This is a genomic window from Intestinimonas sp. RTP31139st1_F5_RTP31139_211217, from assembly GCF_040226735.1.
In the GTDB taxonomy this organism is placed as follows: domain Bacteria; phylum Bacillota; class Clostridia; order Oscillospirales; family Oscillospiraceae; genus Intestinimonas; species Intestinimonas butyriciproducens.
This window is the reverse complement of sequence record NZ_JBCOAQ010000015.1, coordinates 39,045-53,936: the sequence shown is the minus strand read 5'-3', so window position 1 is coordinate 53,936 and position 14,892 is coordinate 39,045. Positions and strand designations below refer to the sequence as shown.

The following is a 14,892-nucleotide window of genomic DNA, read 5'->3' as shown; positions in this document are numbered from 1 at the left end:
AGAATTGCGTCCGACATACAAGCGCTATATCCTCCGCCTGCGGCGCAGGGCGGTGTACATGCGCATCAGGGAGGAGACCACCAGCACCCCCACCGCCAAGGCGCCCGCAATGCTCAGCGTATGCATTCCTGTGCTGAGGAAACGCTCGGTGTCGCCGTTGAGGGCGTACTCCATCATGTTGTAGATGCCGGCGCCGGGGACCAGGGGGAGAAAGGCCACCAGCATATAGCCGGTGACGGGGCACTTGCGGACCCGGGCCATCCCCTCGGAATAGGCCGAGAGAAAGACGGCGGCCCAGAAATACTGCATCAGGTCGTGATAGCCCGTGAGGGGGCCGGCGATCAGATAGACCAGCCACGCGAGACCGCCGCCCAGAGAGCAGATGACCGCGCCCAGGCCCCGGATGTTAAAGGGAACGCAGAAGCCCAGACAGGCGGCAAAGGCGTAGAAACAGGGGAGGAACCAATCCAGAAACGGCATTCAGGCGGCACCTCCCAGCATGCGGGCAAGGCTCAGCGCCAGTCCGGTGCCCAGCGCGATGCCCGCGCCGGTGAGCAGCGCCTCGGCAAACTTGGAGAGGCCGGAGAGCATATCCCCCGCCATGATGTCACGCATAAAATTGGTGATGACCACACCGGGGGCCAGGGCCATAATGGCGCCGATGATGATGAGGTTGGTGTGGGTTCCCAGTCCCAGCGCCACCAGGACCACTGCCGCCAGGGCGCTGACAAATCCGCCGGCAATGGTTTTGAAAAAAAGGTTGGTGCCCAGCCGGCTCATAAAGATGAGCGAAATGCCGATGGCCACGCCGCAGAGGCCGCTGGCCGCAGCATCGGCCAGGGTCCCGCCAAAAAAGAGACAGAAGGCGGCGGTGCCGAGAAAATAGGCCGAGAGCTGCTGGGGGGTGGAAAAATACGTCTGGTCCGCCGCGGCGGTCTGGAGCGCCTCCCAGGCCTGGTCCAGATCCGGGGTCTCGGCGCAAAGGCAGCGGCACAGCGCGTTGAGCGCCTCGATCTTGCGCACGTTGGTGCCGTGAGGGCCCACCCGGCGCATCCGGGTGAGGGGCTTCTGCCCCGGTGAGGAAATACCCACGATGATACAGTTGGGAATGGCAAAGACCTCCCCGGGACCCGCGCCATAGGCCTGCAGCAGGTAGCGGACCGACTCCTCCACCCGGTAGATCTCAGCCCCGCTCAGGAGCAGGTGATAGCCCAGCTCACCGCTCAGGGTCAGCAGCTTGTCGTAATCCAAGAGCGCCCTCCTCTCCAAGTGGGCTGTTTCGGTGCAATTCAATAGGATATCTCATTTGTCCCGTGGATGCAAGCGGGAAGGACCTGAAAAGCGGTCATTTTTCCACGGCCTGCCGTTGGCCGGCCAGGGCGGTGAGGGCAACGCCCGCCAGAATGAGGGCGCAGCCCAGCAGGGAACGGCGGGAGACCGATTCGGCGAGGGCCAGGCAGCCCACCGCTACGCTGGTGATAGGCTCAAGCATGGAGAAGAGGGCTGCCGAGCTGGCGCCCAGGAGGCGAATGCCCCACTGGAGCAGGGACACGGCCAGAAAGGAGGTGGAGACGGCCAGCAGAAAGGAGAGACCCAGGGCGGCTGGAGGCAGCGCGAGCCGGAGCTGGTGGGTGGGAAGGCTCACCGCCAGCATGGCTGCGGCATTGAGAAGCCCCATATAGCATGCCGCCTTGTGCGGGTGCATATCCCGCAGCGCCGTTTTGTCAAGGCCGATGAGATAGCATGCGTAGGTCAAAGCTGAGGAGGAGGCCAGGAGGACTCCCCTTGGATCTGTTCCGGCGCCCAGCTCCAAAAGGCAGAGGGCGCCCAGCCCGGAGAGACCCAGAGCGAACAGCTTCCATGGACCCAGGCGCTCCCGGAAGCGCGCACGGCACAGCAGGGCGGTAAGGGCCGGATAGAGAAAATGGAGGGTGGTCGCCATACCGGTGGGGATATATAGATAGGACTGGTAGAGCATAAGGGTGGTGGTGACCCGAAAGCCCGCTCCCATCAGCAGGAGCAAGCCCGCCTCCCGCCGAGTGAGGCGCAGGGAAACCCCCTCCAGCCCCAGAAGCGCCAACAGCACCGGCACCGCCATCAGGTTCCGATAAAAGGTGAGGGTAACGGCATTGCCGCCCATGGAATAGATCCGGCTGGCCACCGCGGGTGTGACGCCGAAGAGCACGGCGGAGGCGGCGGAGAAGACCATCCCCCTTTTCGAGCCGGGGTCAGCCATTTCCGGAGGAGCACTTGGCGGCGTCGATGGCCAGGACGATCATGAGGGACAGCAGAGCATTCCGGGGCTCCGGTATATCCAAAGTATAGACGTCCGTCCAGTGAAAAAGTTCTTTGGAGCAGCGCATGATTTCCACACCGGCCCCGTCGGTGACGGAGTAGTCCCACTCCAGCCAGTCGCCGTTTACCACCCAGTCATTGCAGTCCAGGGTAAAGACGGGCTTAAAGAAGGTGAACTCCTTTTTGATCTGGCCCAGATAGTTTTCCCCCACATAGAGGGCAAAACGGGGCAGGAGGGTGAGCACCTCCTCCTGGACGCGGCCCAAATAGGCGCCCTGGGCGTCGTGGATCTCCAGCCGGTGGCCCCAAGAGAGCTTGCCCTCCACGGTGAAGACGGTGTTCCCGCCCTCGTCGTAGATGTCATAGCTGTCAAACCAGGAGAGAAAGCGCTGTTTGAAGAGGAGACGCATGGCTCACTTCCCCCCTTGAAGGGAGCGGGCGATCTCCGCACGCTCTGCCTGGAGCTCATCCGCCAGGCGGGACAGGCTCCAGCTCTGATTGGTGGCGGTGAGGACTGCTTTTAGGGCGGCGGGGGCTCCGCACGCCTTGAAAGCGTCCAGCACCGTATCCAATCGCTCCCGGGAAAAGCCGCAGAAGACCATGACCGGCTCCGCCGGACGGGGATACTCCCTCGCCGAGGGGGGGACAGACAGCCCGGAGAGTCCGGCCAGCTCACCCAGCGGCCGGCAGAGCTGCGGGTGAGACACCACCCGCAGCTCCGCTCCATGGGCTGCCAGGATAGAACGAAGCCGGGATGGATCGGCCAGAGGAAGGGGATGATAATAGAGAACCAGTTCCATAGAAATACCTCCCTGTAAAATACAAATCAGCTCCGGGATCAATCGGGACTAAGAGAGCTCGCGCTTGAAGAAAAAGTAGCCGTCGATCCGCTGGACAAGCTCCCAGCCCTCGGCCCCCAATTGATTCAAAGACACTTCAAACTCCTGCGCTATTTTTCAAACTGCTTTGTGCGCATCGCCAAAGAGGTCGCAATGGGAATGACTTTGTATTCAAATCTTTTCATGGGAGGGGCCTTCGTTCCAATTTTATCTCTGTTTGTTGCGGAGCTGTTCTCCCACGGCGGCAAATGCTGCACGATGGGAGGAGCACCTGGATTTCGAGACGCCCTACCCGGCTTCTCTTTGCAGCAGCACCACCGTCTCCACGTGGGCGGTCCGGGGAAACATGTCCACGGCCACGGCCTTTTCCGGGCGGTAGCCCGACTCATGCAGACGGCGGACGTCCCGGGCCAGGGTCGCCGGGTCACAGGAGACATAGACCACCCGGGCGGGGGCCATATCGGCGATGGCGTCGCAGACTTCGGCGGAGAGGCCTTTGCGGGGCGGGTCCACACAGATCACGTCGGGGCGGAGCCCCTGCATGGCCAGGTGCTGGGCCGCCGTGCCCGCGTCGCCGCAAAGAAAATCCGCATTGGTGATGCCGTTCCGGGCGGCGTTGGCCTTGGCGTCGGTGACGGCGGAGGGAACGATCTCCGCACCGATGACCTTGCCCGCGCGCCGGGCCATGACCAGAGAGATGGTGCCGATACCGCAGTAGAGGTCCAGTACCAGCTCGTGCCCGGTGAGTCCGGCAAACGCCAGGGCCTGTTCATAGAGGACCTCTGCCTGGTCCCGATTCACCTGGTAGAAGGAGGGGACCGAGATGCGGAAGGTGAGGCCGCAGAGGGTGTCGTCCAGCCAGGGATGGCCCCAGAGGGACCGCAGCTCCCGCCCCAGCACCACATTGGTCCGCTCCTGATTGACCGATACCGCCACGCCGGCCAGCCCCGGCGCGGCGGCGCGGAGGGCCGAGACCAGCGCCTCCTCCCCGGGGAGGGGTTTGGCGCTGTTGACCACCAGGCAGCACAGGACCTGCGTCCGGGAGAAGCGGAGATAGAGGTGACGGAGCAGGCCGGTATGGGTTTCTTCCTCATAGGCGGGCACACCCCACTCCAGCATCCAGGCCAGAACGGCCCGGCGGAGGGCGGAAGCGGTCTCCGGCTGGAGCAGGCAGTCCTCCACGTTGACCACGTCGTGGCTCCGGGCACGGAAGAAGCCGATCCTGGGGCCTGGGGCCACGGGAAGCTGGACCTTGTTCCGGTAGCGGAGCGTATTTTCCGCGCCCAATATTTCGGAAACCGGGAGGTCTACGCCTCCGATGCGCCGGAGCGCGTCCTCCACCCGCCGGCGTTTGGCCTCCAGCTCGGCGGAGTAGCGCATGTGGCGGAACTGGCAGCCGCCGCACTTGGGGTAATAGGGGCAGTCGGCGGCCACGCGCGCCGGAGAGCCATCCACCAGAGCGTGGACCCGGCCCCAGATGGCGGTTTTGCCCACCTTGAGAAGCTGCACGTCGCAGACCTCGCCGGGAATGCCGCCGGAGACAAAGACCACCTGTCCGTCCAGGTGGGAGATCCCCTCGCCCGCCAGACCGCAGCGTTCGATGGTCAGGCGGACGATATCATTTTTCTTCGGCATAGGGAAACTACCTCTCTTTTGTGGAATGGGATTTACAGCGTGGGGCTCAGAAGGTCCTCCAACTCGGAGTAGGGGATGGAGAACTCCAAAAGACCGGCGGCATAAGGGGCCACGGTGTCGGGCTGGAAGTAAAAGACAAAGCCGTCCTCCGTAAGGTAAAAATACTCGTCCTTGAATTCCGAGGAGAGTGTGTCGGCGCTGTAGCCGGAGAGGGCATCCTTTCCGGAGAGGGTCTCCAGGATGCGGGTCCGGGCGGCCTCCGGATCGGTAAAGAAGCTGCTCAGCGTCAGCCTTTCTCCGGTGGCGAGGTCAAACTGCTCGGAGAACTGGTAGTTGGCCGGGTGGGCCGCCCCGGTGACGGAGTTGGCGTAATAGCTGCGCACCACGCTCACCAGGTCCTCGGTCTCCAGGGAGAAGCGGTAGCCGGACTCCTCGCCGAAGGGGAGAAACTCCCCGCCGGTGGCCTTGGTAACGGCGTAGTCGTCGGCGGCGTAGCCCGCCAGCTCGCCGGCAGTGGCCATATAGGCCGCCCCCTCGGCGGCATAGTAGCTGCTGATTTCGGACCAGGCGGGGTTCTGGTCGGCGTTTTCCACATCGGGAAAGACATATTTAACCGACATGACCAGTGTGCCGTCCTCCGCGGTGTAATCCCGCTGGAAGGTCTGCTCGCTCCAGGTGAGGACCTGGGGGGTGGGCGAGGGGGAGGACGGAGCGGCGTCCTCCGGCGCGCCGGAGGACGAGGGCGTGGGTGAGGCCGGAGTCGTGGACGAGGCGGCGGGCGTCCGGGTATTGGACGGGTCCCCGGACGTACAGGCGGACAGCGCCAGCACGAGGGCCAGCATAAGCGGAAACAGTCTTGCAGATCTTATGTTCATGTTCCTATATCCTTTCTGCGGACGGGTGGAGCTTACGCCTCCTATTGTATCATTCCGCGCCGCCGCCGTAAACCGGAAATCTGTGCGGGAAGCGGGCCCGAAGCCCAAGGGGGCGGAAGGCGGTCAGGGCTTTTTTGTTTACAATTTTGTCTTTTTTCTTTTTGCTTAATATGGTATACTAGGCTGATTCCATATGGAAAGGTGTACGATAAGATATGGGTTTGCTCAAAAAGCTCTTCGGGACCACCTCGGAGAAGGAATTGAAGGCGATCTCCCCCATCGTGAATAAAATCGAGGCGCTGGAGCCGGAATACGCCGCCCTGACGGACGAGCAGCTCCAGGCCAAGACGCCGGAGTTCAAGCAGCGCTATCAGAACGGCGAGAACCTGGACGCCCTGCTGCCCGAGGCGTTTGCCGCCTGCCGGGAGGCGGCCTGGCGGGTGCTGGGCATGAAGCCCTACCGGGTGCAGCTCATCGGCGGCATCATCCTCCATCAGGGCCGCATCGCCGAGATGAAGACCGGCGAAGGCAAGACCCTGGTGGCCACCCTTCCGGCCTATCTGAACGCCCTGACCGGCGAAGGGGTCCACATCGTTACCGTCAACGACTATCTGGCCAAGCGCGACAGCGAGTGGATGGGCAAGGTCTATCGTTTTATGGGCCTCTCCGTGGGCCTGGTGATCCACGGCGTGCAGGGCCCGGACAAGCACCGCGCCTATGAGGCCGATATCACATACGGCACCAACAATGAATTCGGTTTCGATTACCTCCGGGACAACATGGCCATCTACAAGCAGGAGATGGTACAGCGGGGCCATTCCTTTGCCATCGTGGACGAGGTGGACTCCATCCTCATCGATGAGGCCCGTACCCCCCTCATCATCTCCGGCCAGGGCGACGAGTCCACGCAGCTCTACACCATCGTGGACAATTTTGTCTCCAGGCTCACATGCAGGACCGTGGCCTCCGTGGACGAAAAGGAGGAGGAGGACCCCAACGAGACGGCCGACTATATCGTGGATGAGAAGGCCCGCACCGTCACCCTTACCGCCAACGGCATCCGCAAGGCCGAGCAGGCCTTTCATCTGGAGAACCTGGCCGACCCGGAGAACACCACCCTCTCCCATCACATCAACCAGGCCATCCGGGCACGGGGCCTCATGAAGCGGGACATCGACTATGTGGTGAAGGACGGCGAGGTCATCATCGTAGACGAGTTCACCGGGCGGCTGATGTTTGGGCGGCGCTACTCCGAGGGCCTGCATCAGGCCATCGAGGCCAAGGAACATGTGACCGTGGCACGGGAGTCCAAGACGCTGGCCACCATCACCTTCCAGAATTACTTCCGCCTTTACGACAAGCTCTCGGGCATGACCGGTACGGCCATGACCGAGGAAGACGAGTTCAACGGCACTTACAGCCTGGATGTGGTGGAGATCCCCACCAATAAGCCCCTGGCCCGAGTGGATCACCACGACGTGGTCTATAAGAACGAGGCGGGCAAGTACCGGGCCATCATCCAGCAGATCGAGGAGTGCCACGCCAAGGGCCAGCCCGTTCTGGTGGGCACCATCTCCATCGAGAAGTCCGAGCTGCTCTCCGGCATGCTCAAAAAGAAGGGCATCCAGCACAATGTCCTGAACGCCAAGAACCATGAGAAAGAGGCCGAGATCGTGGCGCAGGCCGGCAAGTACGGCGCGGTCACCGTGGCCACCAACATGGCCGGGCGCGGTACCGACATCATGCTGGGAGGCAACGCCGAGTTCCTGGCCAAGAACGACCTGCGCAAGGCGGGCCTCTCCGACGAACTCATCGCCGAGGCCACCGGCTTTGCGGAGACGGAGAATGAAGAGATCCTCAATGCCCGAAAACTCTTCTCCGAAGCGGAGGCCAAGTACAAGGCGGCCATCAAGCCGGAGGCGGACAAGGTCCGGGCGGCGGGCGGCCTCTTTATCCTGGGCACCGAGCGGCACGAGTCCCGCCGCATCGACAACCAGCTCCGGGGCCGCGCCGGTCGGCAGGGAGACCCCGGCGAGACCCGGTTCTACCTGTCCCTGGAGGACGATATCATGCGCCTGTTCGGCTCCGAGCGGGTCATGGGCATGATGGAGAAGCTGGGCGTGGATGAGGATACGCCCATCGAGCAGAAGATGCTCACCAATGCCATCGAGTCCGCCCAGAAGCAGGTGGAGTCCAAGAACTTCCAGCAGCGCAAGAACGTGCTGGAGTACGACGACGTGATGAATACCCAGCGCGAGGTCATCTACAAACAGCGCCGGCAGGTGCTGGACGGCGAAGACATGAAGGCCAGCGTGGAGAACATGATCCGCACCACGATCCAGAACACCATCCACGGCCGTATGAGCGAACAGAAGCACATGGACGCGGAGTCCTTCCGGGAAGCCATGGCCCCCTTCCGCGGGGTGTTCCTGACCTCCGAGGAACTCAAGCTTACCGACGAGGAGCTCCAGAAGTACACCGCCGAGGAGCTGTGCGAGATGGTGGAGACGCGGGCCTTCGACATCTACCAGAAGAAGGAGCAGGCCCTGGGCGCGCCCCTGATGCGCGAGCTGGAGCGGGTCATGATGCTCCGGGTGGTGGACGAGTACTGGATGGAGCATCTGGACAACATGACCGAGCTGCGCCAGGGCATCGGCCTGCGGGCTTACGGCCAGAACGATCCGGTGGTGGAGTACAAGCGCGAGGGCTACGCCATGTTCGAGGAGATGATCGCGGCCATTCAGGAGGAGACGGTGCGCCGCGTGTTCATCGTGCGGGTGCAGACCAACGCCCAGACCGTGGAGCGCAAGCGGGTGGCCAAGGTCACCGGTACCTCCGGCGGCGATGGCACGGTGAAGCAGCAGCCGGTGGTCCATAAGGGCGAGAAGATCGGCCGCAACGACCCCTGCCCCTGCGGCAGCGGACTGAAGTGGAAGAAGTGCACCTGTAAGGAGTACCACCCCGATCTGCAGTGACAAGAGAGCAAGCGAGGGCAATATGAAGATCATTGACCGGACCCGAAACGGCGTTACGTTTCTGTCCGCCGACGGCTTTGAGGCCGCCGGCGGCGTGGCCCACGGGTTTTCCACCCGCCTGGGCGGCGTGAGCACAGGCATTTATGAGAGCATGGACCTGGGCACCACCCGGGGAGACGAGCCCGGACATGTCCGGGAAAATTACCGGCGCTTTTTCGCCGCCATCGGAGCAGATGCGGACAGCATCGCCATGTCCAATCAGATCCACAGCGATCTGGTCCGCCCCGTCACCTGTGCCGACGTCAAAAGGGATCTCTACGATGTGGAGCCCTATGAGGTGGATGGTCTGGTGACGGACATCCCCGGCGTCAGTCTGGTGGTGTTTGGGGCGGACTGCCTGCCCGTCCTGTTTTACGACCCGGTGCGCCGGGTGGCGGCCGCGGCCCATGCCGGCTGGCGGGGGACCGCCGCGGGCATCGTGGAGCGGGCTGTGGAGAAAATGGCATTCTACGGCTCCCGTCCGGAGGATATTCTGGCTGCCATCGGACCGGGAATCTCCAGATGCTGTTTCGAGACCCACGAGGACGTGCCCAACGCCATGACGTCGGCGCTGGGCGTGTGCGCCACACCCTATATCGATCCCATTGAGAACGGAAAGTTCAAGGTGGACCTGAAGGGGATCAACGCCATGCGCCTGGAGCGGGCTGGGCTGCTCCCGGAGCACATCGCCGTGTCCGGAGACTGCACCGCCTGCCACCCTGAAAAATACTGGTCTCACCGGGTCACAAACGGCGTCCGGGGAAGCCAGGCGGCTGTGATCGAGCTGCTGAAATAAGAAAAAAGAGCGAAAAGGGGAATGGTATGTGCCGCTTTTCGCTCTTTCCTATCCTGCTTTTGCCGGGAGGCGAGCCATGAAGCGAAAACACCCCCTCCATTTGAGTTTGATCGGGATACTGGCAGCGGCCCTCCTGCTGGGGCTGGGCGGGTGCGGCGTGGAGGAGACGCTGCCCGCCCCCACGCCCACCCCCGCGCCGTCGGCGGAGATGACGGCCCCGCTGGAGTTCGCCCTGCCCATGTCGGAGGGCAGCCTCCACCCCCTTCTCAGCACCGATAAAGTGAATCTGACCCTGGGGGGCCTCATCTGGGAGGGGCTTTTTGCGCTGGACCGGACCTTCACGCCCCAGCCGGTGCTCTGTCAGAGCTACAGCGTCAGCGAGGACGGTCTCACCTGGAGCTTCCAGCTCCGCAGCGGTGTCACGTTTTCCGACGGGACTCCCCTCACCGCCGAAGAGGCCGCCACCTCTCTCAACCTGGCCCGGAGCGCACAGTCCCGCTTTGCGGGCCGGCTCTCCGGCGTCCGAAGCGTTGCCGCGGAGGAGGGGGCGGTCACCGTGGTCCTGAGCGCCCCCAATGGGGCGCTGCCCGCCCTGCTGGATATCCCCATCGTCAAGGGCGATGGGGACGCCCCTCTGGGGACCGGACCCTATGTGCTGGAGGGGGGAGAAGCCCCCCGGCTGGCCACCCGGTCCGGCTGGTGGCAGAACAAGTCCCTGCCCGTAGACGCCATCCCCTTGCGGAGCATCAGGGAGGCGGATGACCTTATCTATGCCTTCGACACCGGGGATGTCTCCCTGGTGACGGCCGATCTCACCGGCACCAATGCCCTGGGCTTTGCCGGGGACTCTGAGGTATGGGACTACCCCACCTCCACCATGCTGTTCATCGGCTACAACGCCTCCTCCGGGCCCTGCGCCGACGCCGCGCTCCGCCGGGCCCTGGACCGGGGTTTTGACCGGACCACCGCCGCCGTGGCGCTCCTCTCCCGGCACGCCCAGGCGGCGGCACTGCCTGTGCCGCCCGACAGCCCCCTTTACGATGAGACGCTGGCGCAGCGCCGGAGCTACTCGCCGCAGACGCTCTCGGAGCTGCTGACCCAGGCTGGCTATGAGAAGGACGGCGATGGCCTGTGGGGCAGGGGGCGGCGGACGCTGGCGCTCACCTTTCTGGTGAACACGGACAATACCTTCCGCTTGGCCGTGGCTGAATATCTGGCCGAGGAGCTCACCCGGTCAGGGATCACGGTGGACCTGCAGAAGCTCTCCTGGGCCGACTACCAGAAGGCGCTCTCCGCCGGGAAATTTGACCTTTATCTGGGCGCCACCGCCCTCTCCGCCGACTTTGACCCCGGGCTGCTGACGAAGGCGGGGGGAAGCCTGAACTTCGGGGCCTTCCAGAGCGGGGAGATCGGTGCGCTGCTGGCCGCCTACCAGCGCGCCTCCGGCGCGGAACGGGAGTCCGCCGCCCGGTCCCTCTGGGAGGGCCTGGAGCGGGAGGTCCCGTTCACGGTGCTCTGTTTCAAGAACCAATCCGTATTGACCCAGTGGGGGGCCGTCAGCGGCCTCTCCCCCACCCAGAACAACCCCTTTTCCGGCATTGAAAACTGGACCCTGGGGAGCTGAGCGCTCCGCCGCGACCGATACAGGCGCGAAGAAACAGACGAGGGAGAATGAGACATGGAGAAGGTATTTCGCTGTTACGTAGAGAAACGGCCGGGTTTTGACGGCGCGGCCCGGGCCCTGTGCCGGGAGCTTACCGAGGAGCTGGGGATCTCCAGCCTCACGGGGGTGCGCATCCTCAACCGCTACGATGTGGAGGGCGTGAGCCCCCAGGTCTACGCCCAGGCGGCGGCCACGGTCTTTTCCGAGCCCCAGGTGGACGCCGTGTATGAAGAGGAGCTGCCCGACATGACGGGGGCGCCCTGCCGCCTGGTGGCGGTGGAGGCCCTGCCCGGACAGTACGACCAGCGGGCGGACTCCGCCAGCCAGTGCATCCAGCTTCAGACCGGCGGGGAGCGGCCCTTTTGCGCCACGGCCACCGTCTATATCCTCCAGGGCCAGGTGGACGACGCCGACCTTGCAAAGGTGAAGAAGTACCTCATCAACCCTGTGGAAGCCAGGGAGGCGGCGCTGGACAAGCCCCGGACCCTCTCCCAGCACTATCCCGCTCCGGGCAGGGTGAAGGTGCTGGCGGGCTTCCGGGACCTGGATGACGACGGGTTGGAGCATATGCTCCAGGCGTACGGCCTGGCCATGGACGTCAACGACCTGAAGTTCTTTCAGCGCTATATGCGGGCGGAAGAGCAACGGGAGCCCACCCTCACCGAGCTGCGCCTGGTGGACACCTATTGGTCCGATCACTGCCGCCACACCACCTTCTCCACCCACATCGACAAGGTGGAGATCCTGGAGCCTGCGGTGGAGGAGGCCTACCGGCAGTATCTGGCCGCCCGGGTGGAGGTCTATGGGGAGGAGAAGGCCGCTCGGCGGCCCCAGACGCTGATGGACCTGGCCACCATCGCCACCAAGGTCCTCAAAAAGCGGGGCGTGCTCCAGCGGCTGGACGAGTCCGAGGAGATCAACGCCTGCTCCGTCCACGTCACCGCCACGGTGGATGGGCAGGAGGAGGACTGGCTCCTCATGTTCAAGAACGAGACCCACAACCACCCCACCGAGATCGAACCCTTCGGCGGCGCGGCCACCTGCATCGGCGGCGCCATCCGGGACCCCCTGTCCGGCCGGTCCTATGTGTACCAAGCCATGCGCGTCACCGGCTGCGGCGACCCCCGCACCCCGCTGGACCAGACCATGGAGGGCAAGCTGCCCCAGCGGAAGCTGTGCACCACCGCGGCGGCGGGATACTCCTCCTACGGCAATCAGATCGGGCTGTGTACCGGCATGGTGAGCGAGATCTACCACCCCGGCTATGTGGCCAAGCACATGGAGGTGGGGGCCGTGGTGGGCGCAGCCCCGGCGGCCAACGTCATCCGGGAGACGCCCGCGCCCGGCGACAAGGTCATCCTGCTGGGCGGACGCACTGGGCGGGACGGCATCGGCGGTGCTACCGGCTCCTCCAAGAGCCATGACCTCAAGAGCCTGGACACCATGGCCTCCGAGGTCCAGAAGGGCAACGCCCCGGAGGAGCGGAAGATCCAGCGCCTGTTCCGCGACCCGGCGGTGACCCGGCTCATCAAGCGCTGCAACGACTTCGGGGCGGGCGGCGTGTCCGTGGCCATCGGCGAGCTGGCCGATGGGCTCTCCATCGACCTGGACCAGGTCCGCAAAAAATACGACGGCCTGGACGGCACGGAGCTGGCCATTTCCGAGAGCCAGGAGCGCATGGCCGTGGTGGTGGCCGACGGGGACGTGGAGCGGTTCATCGCCGCCGCCAACGCAGAAAACCTGGAGGCCTATGTGGTGGCTGAGGTCACACAGAGCCCCCGTATGGTGATGCGTTGGGGTGGGGAGGTCATCGCAGACCTCTCCCGGGCCTTCCTCTCCTCCAACGGGGCGGACAAGCACACCGCCGTCACCGTGCCGCCCGTGCAGCGGGCGGGGGCCGGCGTCGCCCAGGATCTGCGGGGGCTGGCCGCCGAGCTGAATCTGGGCCTCCAGCGGGGGCTGGGAGAGCGGTTCGACGCCTCCATCGGCGCGGGCTCGGTGCTGATGCCCTTTGGCGGAAGGACCCAGACCACCCCCACCCAGGCCATGGCCGCCCTGCTGCCGGTGGGCCCCGGGCGGGAGACGGACCTCTGCTCGGTAATGGCGTGGGGCTTCCGGCCCAAGTGGATGGAGAGCGATCCCTTCACAGGGGCCTCTGTCTCGGTGGTGGACTCCCTGTGCCGGCTGGTGGCGGCGGGCTGCGACGCCAAGGGGGCTTACCTCTCCTTCCAGGAGTACTTTGAAAAGCTGCGTGACAATCCGGTGCGCTGGGGCAAGCCCTTCTCCGCCCTGCTGGGCGCCCTGTCCGCCCAACTGGGCCTGGGTGTGGCCGCCATCGGCGGCAAGGACTCCATGTCCGGCTCTTTCCTGGGGCTGGACGTCCCCCCCACCCTCATCTCCTTTGCCATCGCCCCGGAGCGGGCCGGCAATGTGCTCTCCCCCGAGTTCAAGGAGGCGGGGCGCCCGGTCTACCTCTTCCGGCCGGAGGACTTCCGGGACTACGGGGCGCTGAGCGCCCTGTGGGCGAAATTTCACGGCCTGTGCCTGGACGGGACCGTAAAGGCCGCCTGGGCCGTGGGACCCGGCGGGGCGGCAGAGGCCGTGATGAAGATGTCCTTCGGCAACCGGATCGGCTTCCTCGTCGACCCGCGCCTGGAGTCCGACCCCTTCTGGGACCCCACCCCCGGCGCCATTGTGGCCGAATGCGGCAGGGAGATCCCCGGCGCCCTTCTGCTGGGCTATACCTCTGACGAGCCCATCGTCACCCTGAAGAACGACTCCGCCTCCATTGAGGAGCTGCTGCAGTGTGCCGAAGGGGTGCTGGAGCGGGTGTACCCCACCCGCACCCCCGCCTCCGGCGGCGTGAAGGCCATTTCCTGGGAGGGGCGATCTCCGGCGGTGTGCGCCCACAAGACCGCCCGGCCCAAGGCCGTGATCCCCGTGTTCCCCGGCACCAACTGCGAATACGACACCGCTGCGGCCTGCCTTCGGGCGGGCATCGAGCCGGAGATCGTGGTGGTGAAAAATCTGAGCGCCGGTCTTCTGGCCCAGTCCGCCCAGGCTCTGGAGCAGGCCATCCAGGGGGCCCAGATGATCGTCCTGCCCGGCGGCTTCTCCGGCGGCGACGAGCCCGACGGCTCCGCCAAGTTCATCTGCTCCTTCTTCCGCAATCCCCGCCTCACCGACGCGGTCCACGACCTGCTCAAAAACCGGGATGGCCTGATGCTGGGCATCTGCAACGGCTTCCAGGCCCTGGTCAAGCTGGGACTGGTGCCCTACGGCGAGATCCGGCCTATGCACGAGGACTGTGCCACGCTGACCTTCAACGATATCGGCCGCCATCAGAGCCGGTATGTCACCACCCGGGTGGCCTCGGTGAATTCCCCCTGGATGCTCCGCTCTCAGGTGGGCGACCTCCACGCCATCCCCGTCTCCCACGGAGAGGGCAAGTTCGTGGCCCCCGGGGCGCTGCTGGAGGAGCTGATCACCCGGGGACAGGTGGCCACGCAGTATGTGGACTTGGGCGGGGCGCCCTCCATGGACATTGCCGCCAACCCCAACGGCTCCGTGCTGGCCATAGAGGGGATCTTCTCTCCGGACGGGCGGGTGTTCGGCAAGATGGGCCACTCCGAGCGGCGGGGGACCTACATTGCCAAAAACATACCCGGCGACAAGTACCAGCCCATTTTCGAAAGCGGCGCGGCGTACTTCCAATGATGTTCTGCAGCCGGCAGCGAGGAGAACACCGGCAGGCGGCGGGCTGGGGCAATAAGAG

General features: G+C 64.7%; 11 protein-coding genes. 4 read left to right on the top strand and 7 right to left on the bottom strand.

The genetic code is table 11. The features are described 5' to 3' along the window. Positions 1–24: 24 nt before the first annotated feature. From ABUA09_RS10755 to ABUA09_RS10725, 7 genes are all read right to left on the bottom strand, one after another. Positions 25–480 (bottom strand): threonine/serine exporter family protein, encoded by a 456-nt coding sequence (locus ABUA09_RS10755; protein WP_033118427.1) that lies wholly within the window; start codon positions 478–480, stop codon positions 25–27. Beyond that, entirely contained in the window at positions 481–1,251 is a 771-nt protein-coding gene (locus ABUA09_RS10750; RefSeq protein ID WP_075704994.1) for a threonine/serine exporter family protein, read from the bottom strand. 94 nt (positions 1,252–1,345) lie between these two features. Next, on the bottom strand, positions 1,346–2,236 hold the full coding sequence (locus tag ABUA09_RS10745) for a DMT family transporter (protein ID WP_195614734.1): 891 nt from the start codon (positions 2,234–2,236) through the stop codon (positions 1,346–1,348). After that, positions 2,229–2,705 (bottom strand): LURP-one-related/scramblase family protein, encoded by a 477-nt coding sequence (locus ABUA09_RS10740; RefSeq protein WP_033118430.1) that lies wholly within the window; start codon positions 2,703–2,705, stop codon positions 2,229–2,231. The genes ABUA09_RS10745 and ABUA09_RS10740 overlap by 8 nt, the downstream gene beginning before the upstream one ends. A gap of 3 nt (positions 2,706–2,708) precedes the next feature. Beyond that, the gene (locus tag ABUA09_RS10735) at positions 2,709–3,095 is read right to left on the bottom strand and encodes a DUF3783 domain-containing protein (RefSeq protein WP_058116858.1); all 387 of its coding nucleotides are present in this window, start codon (positions 3,093–3,095) and stop codon (positions 2,709–2,711) included. Between the two features lie 327 nt (positions 3,096–3,422). After that, positions 3,423–4,769, bottom strand: coding sequence for a 23S rRNA (uracil(1939)-C(5))-methyltransferase RlmD (gene rlmD / locus ABUA09_RS10730; RefSeq protein ID WP_033118431.1), 1,347 nt, complete (start codon positions 4,767–4,769; stop codon positions 3,423–3,425). A gap of 32 nt (positions 4,770–4,801) precedes the next feature. Then, a complete protein-coding gene (locus ABUA09_RS10725; protein WP_143433319.1) occupies positions 4,802–5,644 on the bottom strand; it encodes a DUF3298 domain-containing protein in 843 nt (280 codons plus the stop codon). A 215-nt stretch (positions 5,645–5,859) separates the two neighbouring features. Between ABUA09_RS10725 and secA the strand changes: the two genes are divergently transcribed. From secA to ABUA09_RS10705, 4 genes are all read left to right on the top strand, one after another. Continuing rightward, positions 5,860–8,619, top strand: a complete 2,760-nt coding sequence (gene secA / locus ABUA09_RS10720) for a preprotein translocase subunit SecA (protein WP_279203997.1) — start codon at positions 5,860–5,862, stop codon at positions 8,617–8,619. Positions 8,620–8,641: 22 nt separating this feature from the next. Continuing rightward, complete coding sequence (gene pgeF / locus ABUA09_RS10715) at positions 8,642–9,454, top strand: peptidoglycan editing factor PgeF (RefSeq protein WP_033119243.1); 813 nt, start codon at positions 8,642–8,644, stop codon at positions 9,452–9,454. Between the two features lie 76 nt (positions 9,455–9,530). Then, positions 9,531–11,078 carry an ABC transporter substrate-binding protein gene (locus tag ABUA09_RS10710; RefSeq protein WP_349949357.1) on the top strand — a complete coding sequence of 516 codons (1,548 nt, stop codon included), beginning with the start codon at positions 9,531–9,533 and terminating at the stop codon, positions 11,076–11,078. Positions 11,079–11,132: 54 nt separating this feature from the next. Then, on the top strand, positions 11,133–14,834 hold the full coding sequence (locus ABUA09_RS10705) for a phosphoribosylformylglycinamidine synthase (RefSeq protein ID WP_279203991.1): 3,702 nt from the start codon (positions 11,133–11,135) through the stop codon (positions 14,832–14,834). The last annotated feature ends 58 nt before the right edge of the window (positions 14,835–14,892 follow it).

Coding starts and splice junctions, on each gene's coding strand:
- ABUA09_RS10755 (WP_033118427.1), bottom strand. CDS start 480: ATGCCGTTTCTGGATTGGTTCCTCCCCTGTTTCTACGCCTTTGCCGCC.
- ABUA09_RS10745 (WP_195614734.1), bottom strand. CDS start 2,236: ATGGCTGACCCCGGCTCGAAAAGGGGGATGGTCTTCTCCGCCGCCTCC.
- ABUA09_RS10740 (WP_033118430.1), bottom strand. CDS start 2,705: ATGCGTCTCCTCTTCAAACAGCGCTTTCTCTCCTGGTTTGACAGCTAT.
- ABUA09_RS10735 (WP_058116858.1), bottom strand. CDS start 3,095: ATGGAACTGGTTCTCTATTATCATCCCCTTCCTCTGGCCGATCCATCC.
- rlmD (WP_033118431.1), bottom strand. CDS start 4,769: ATGCCGAAGAAAAATGATATCGTCCGCCTGACCATCGAACGCTGCGGT.
- ABUA09_RS10725 (WP_143433319.1), bottom strand. CDS start 5,644: ATGAACATAAGATCTGCAAGACTGTTTCCGCTTATGCTGGCCCTCGTG.
- secA (WP_279203997.1), top strand. CDS start 5,860: ATGGGTTTGCTCAAAAAGCTCTTCGGGACCACCTCGGAGAAGGAATTG.
- pgeF (WP_033119243.1), top strand. CDS start 8,642: ATGAAGATCATTGACCGGACCCGAAACGGCGTTACGTTTCTGTCCGCC.
- ABUA09_RS10710 (WP_349949357.1), top strand. CDS start 9,531: ATGAAGCGAAAACACCCCCTCCATTTGAGTTTGATCGGGATACTGGCA.
- ABUA09_RS10705 (WP_279203991.1), top strand. CDS start 11,133: ATGGAGAAGGTATTTCGCTGTTACGTAGAGAAACGGCCGGGTTTTGAC.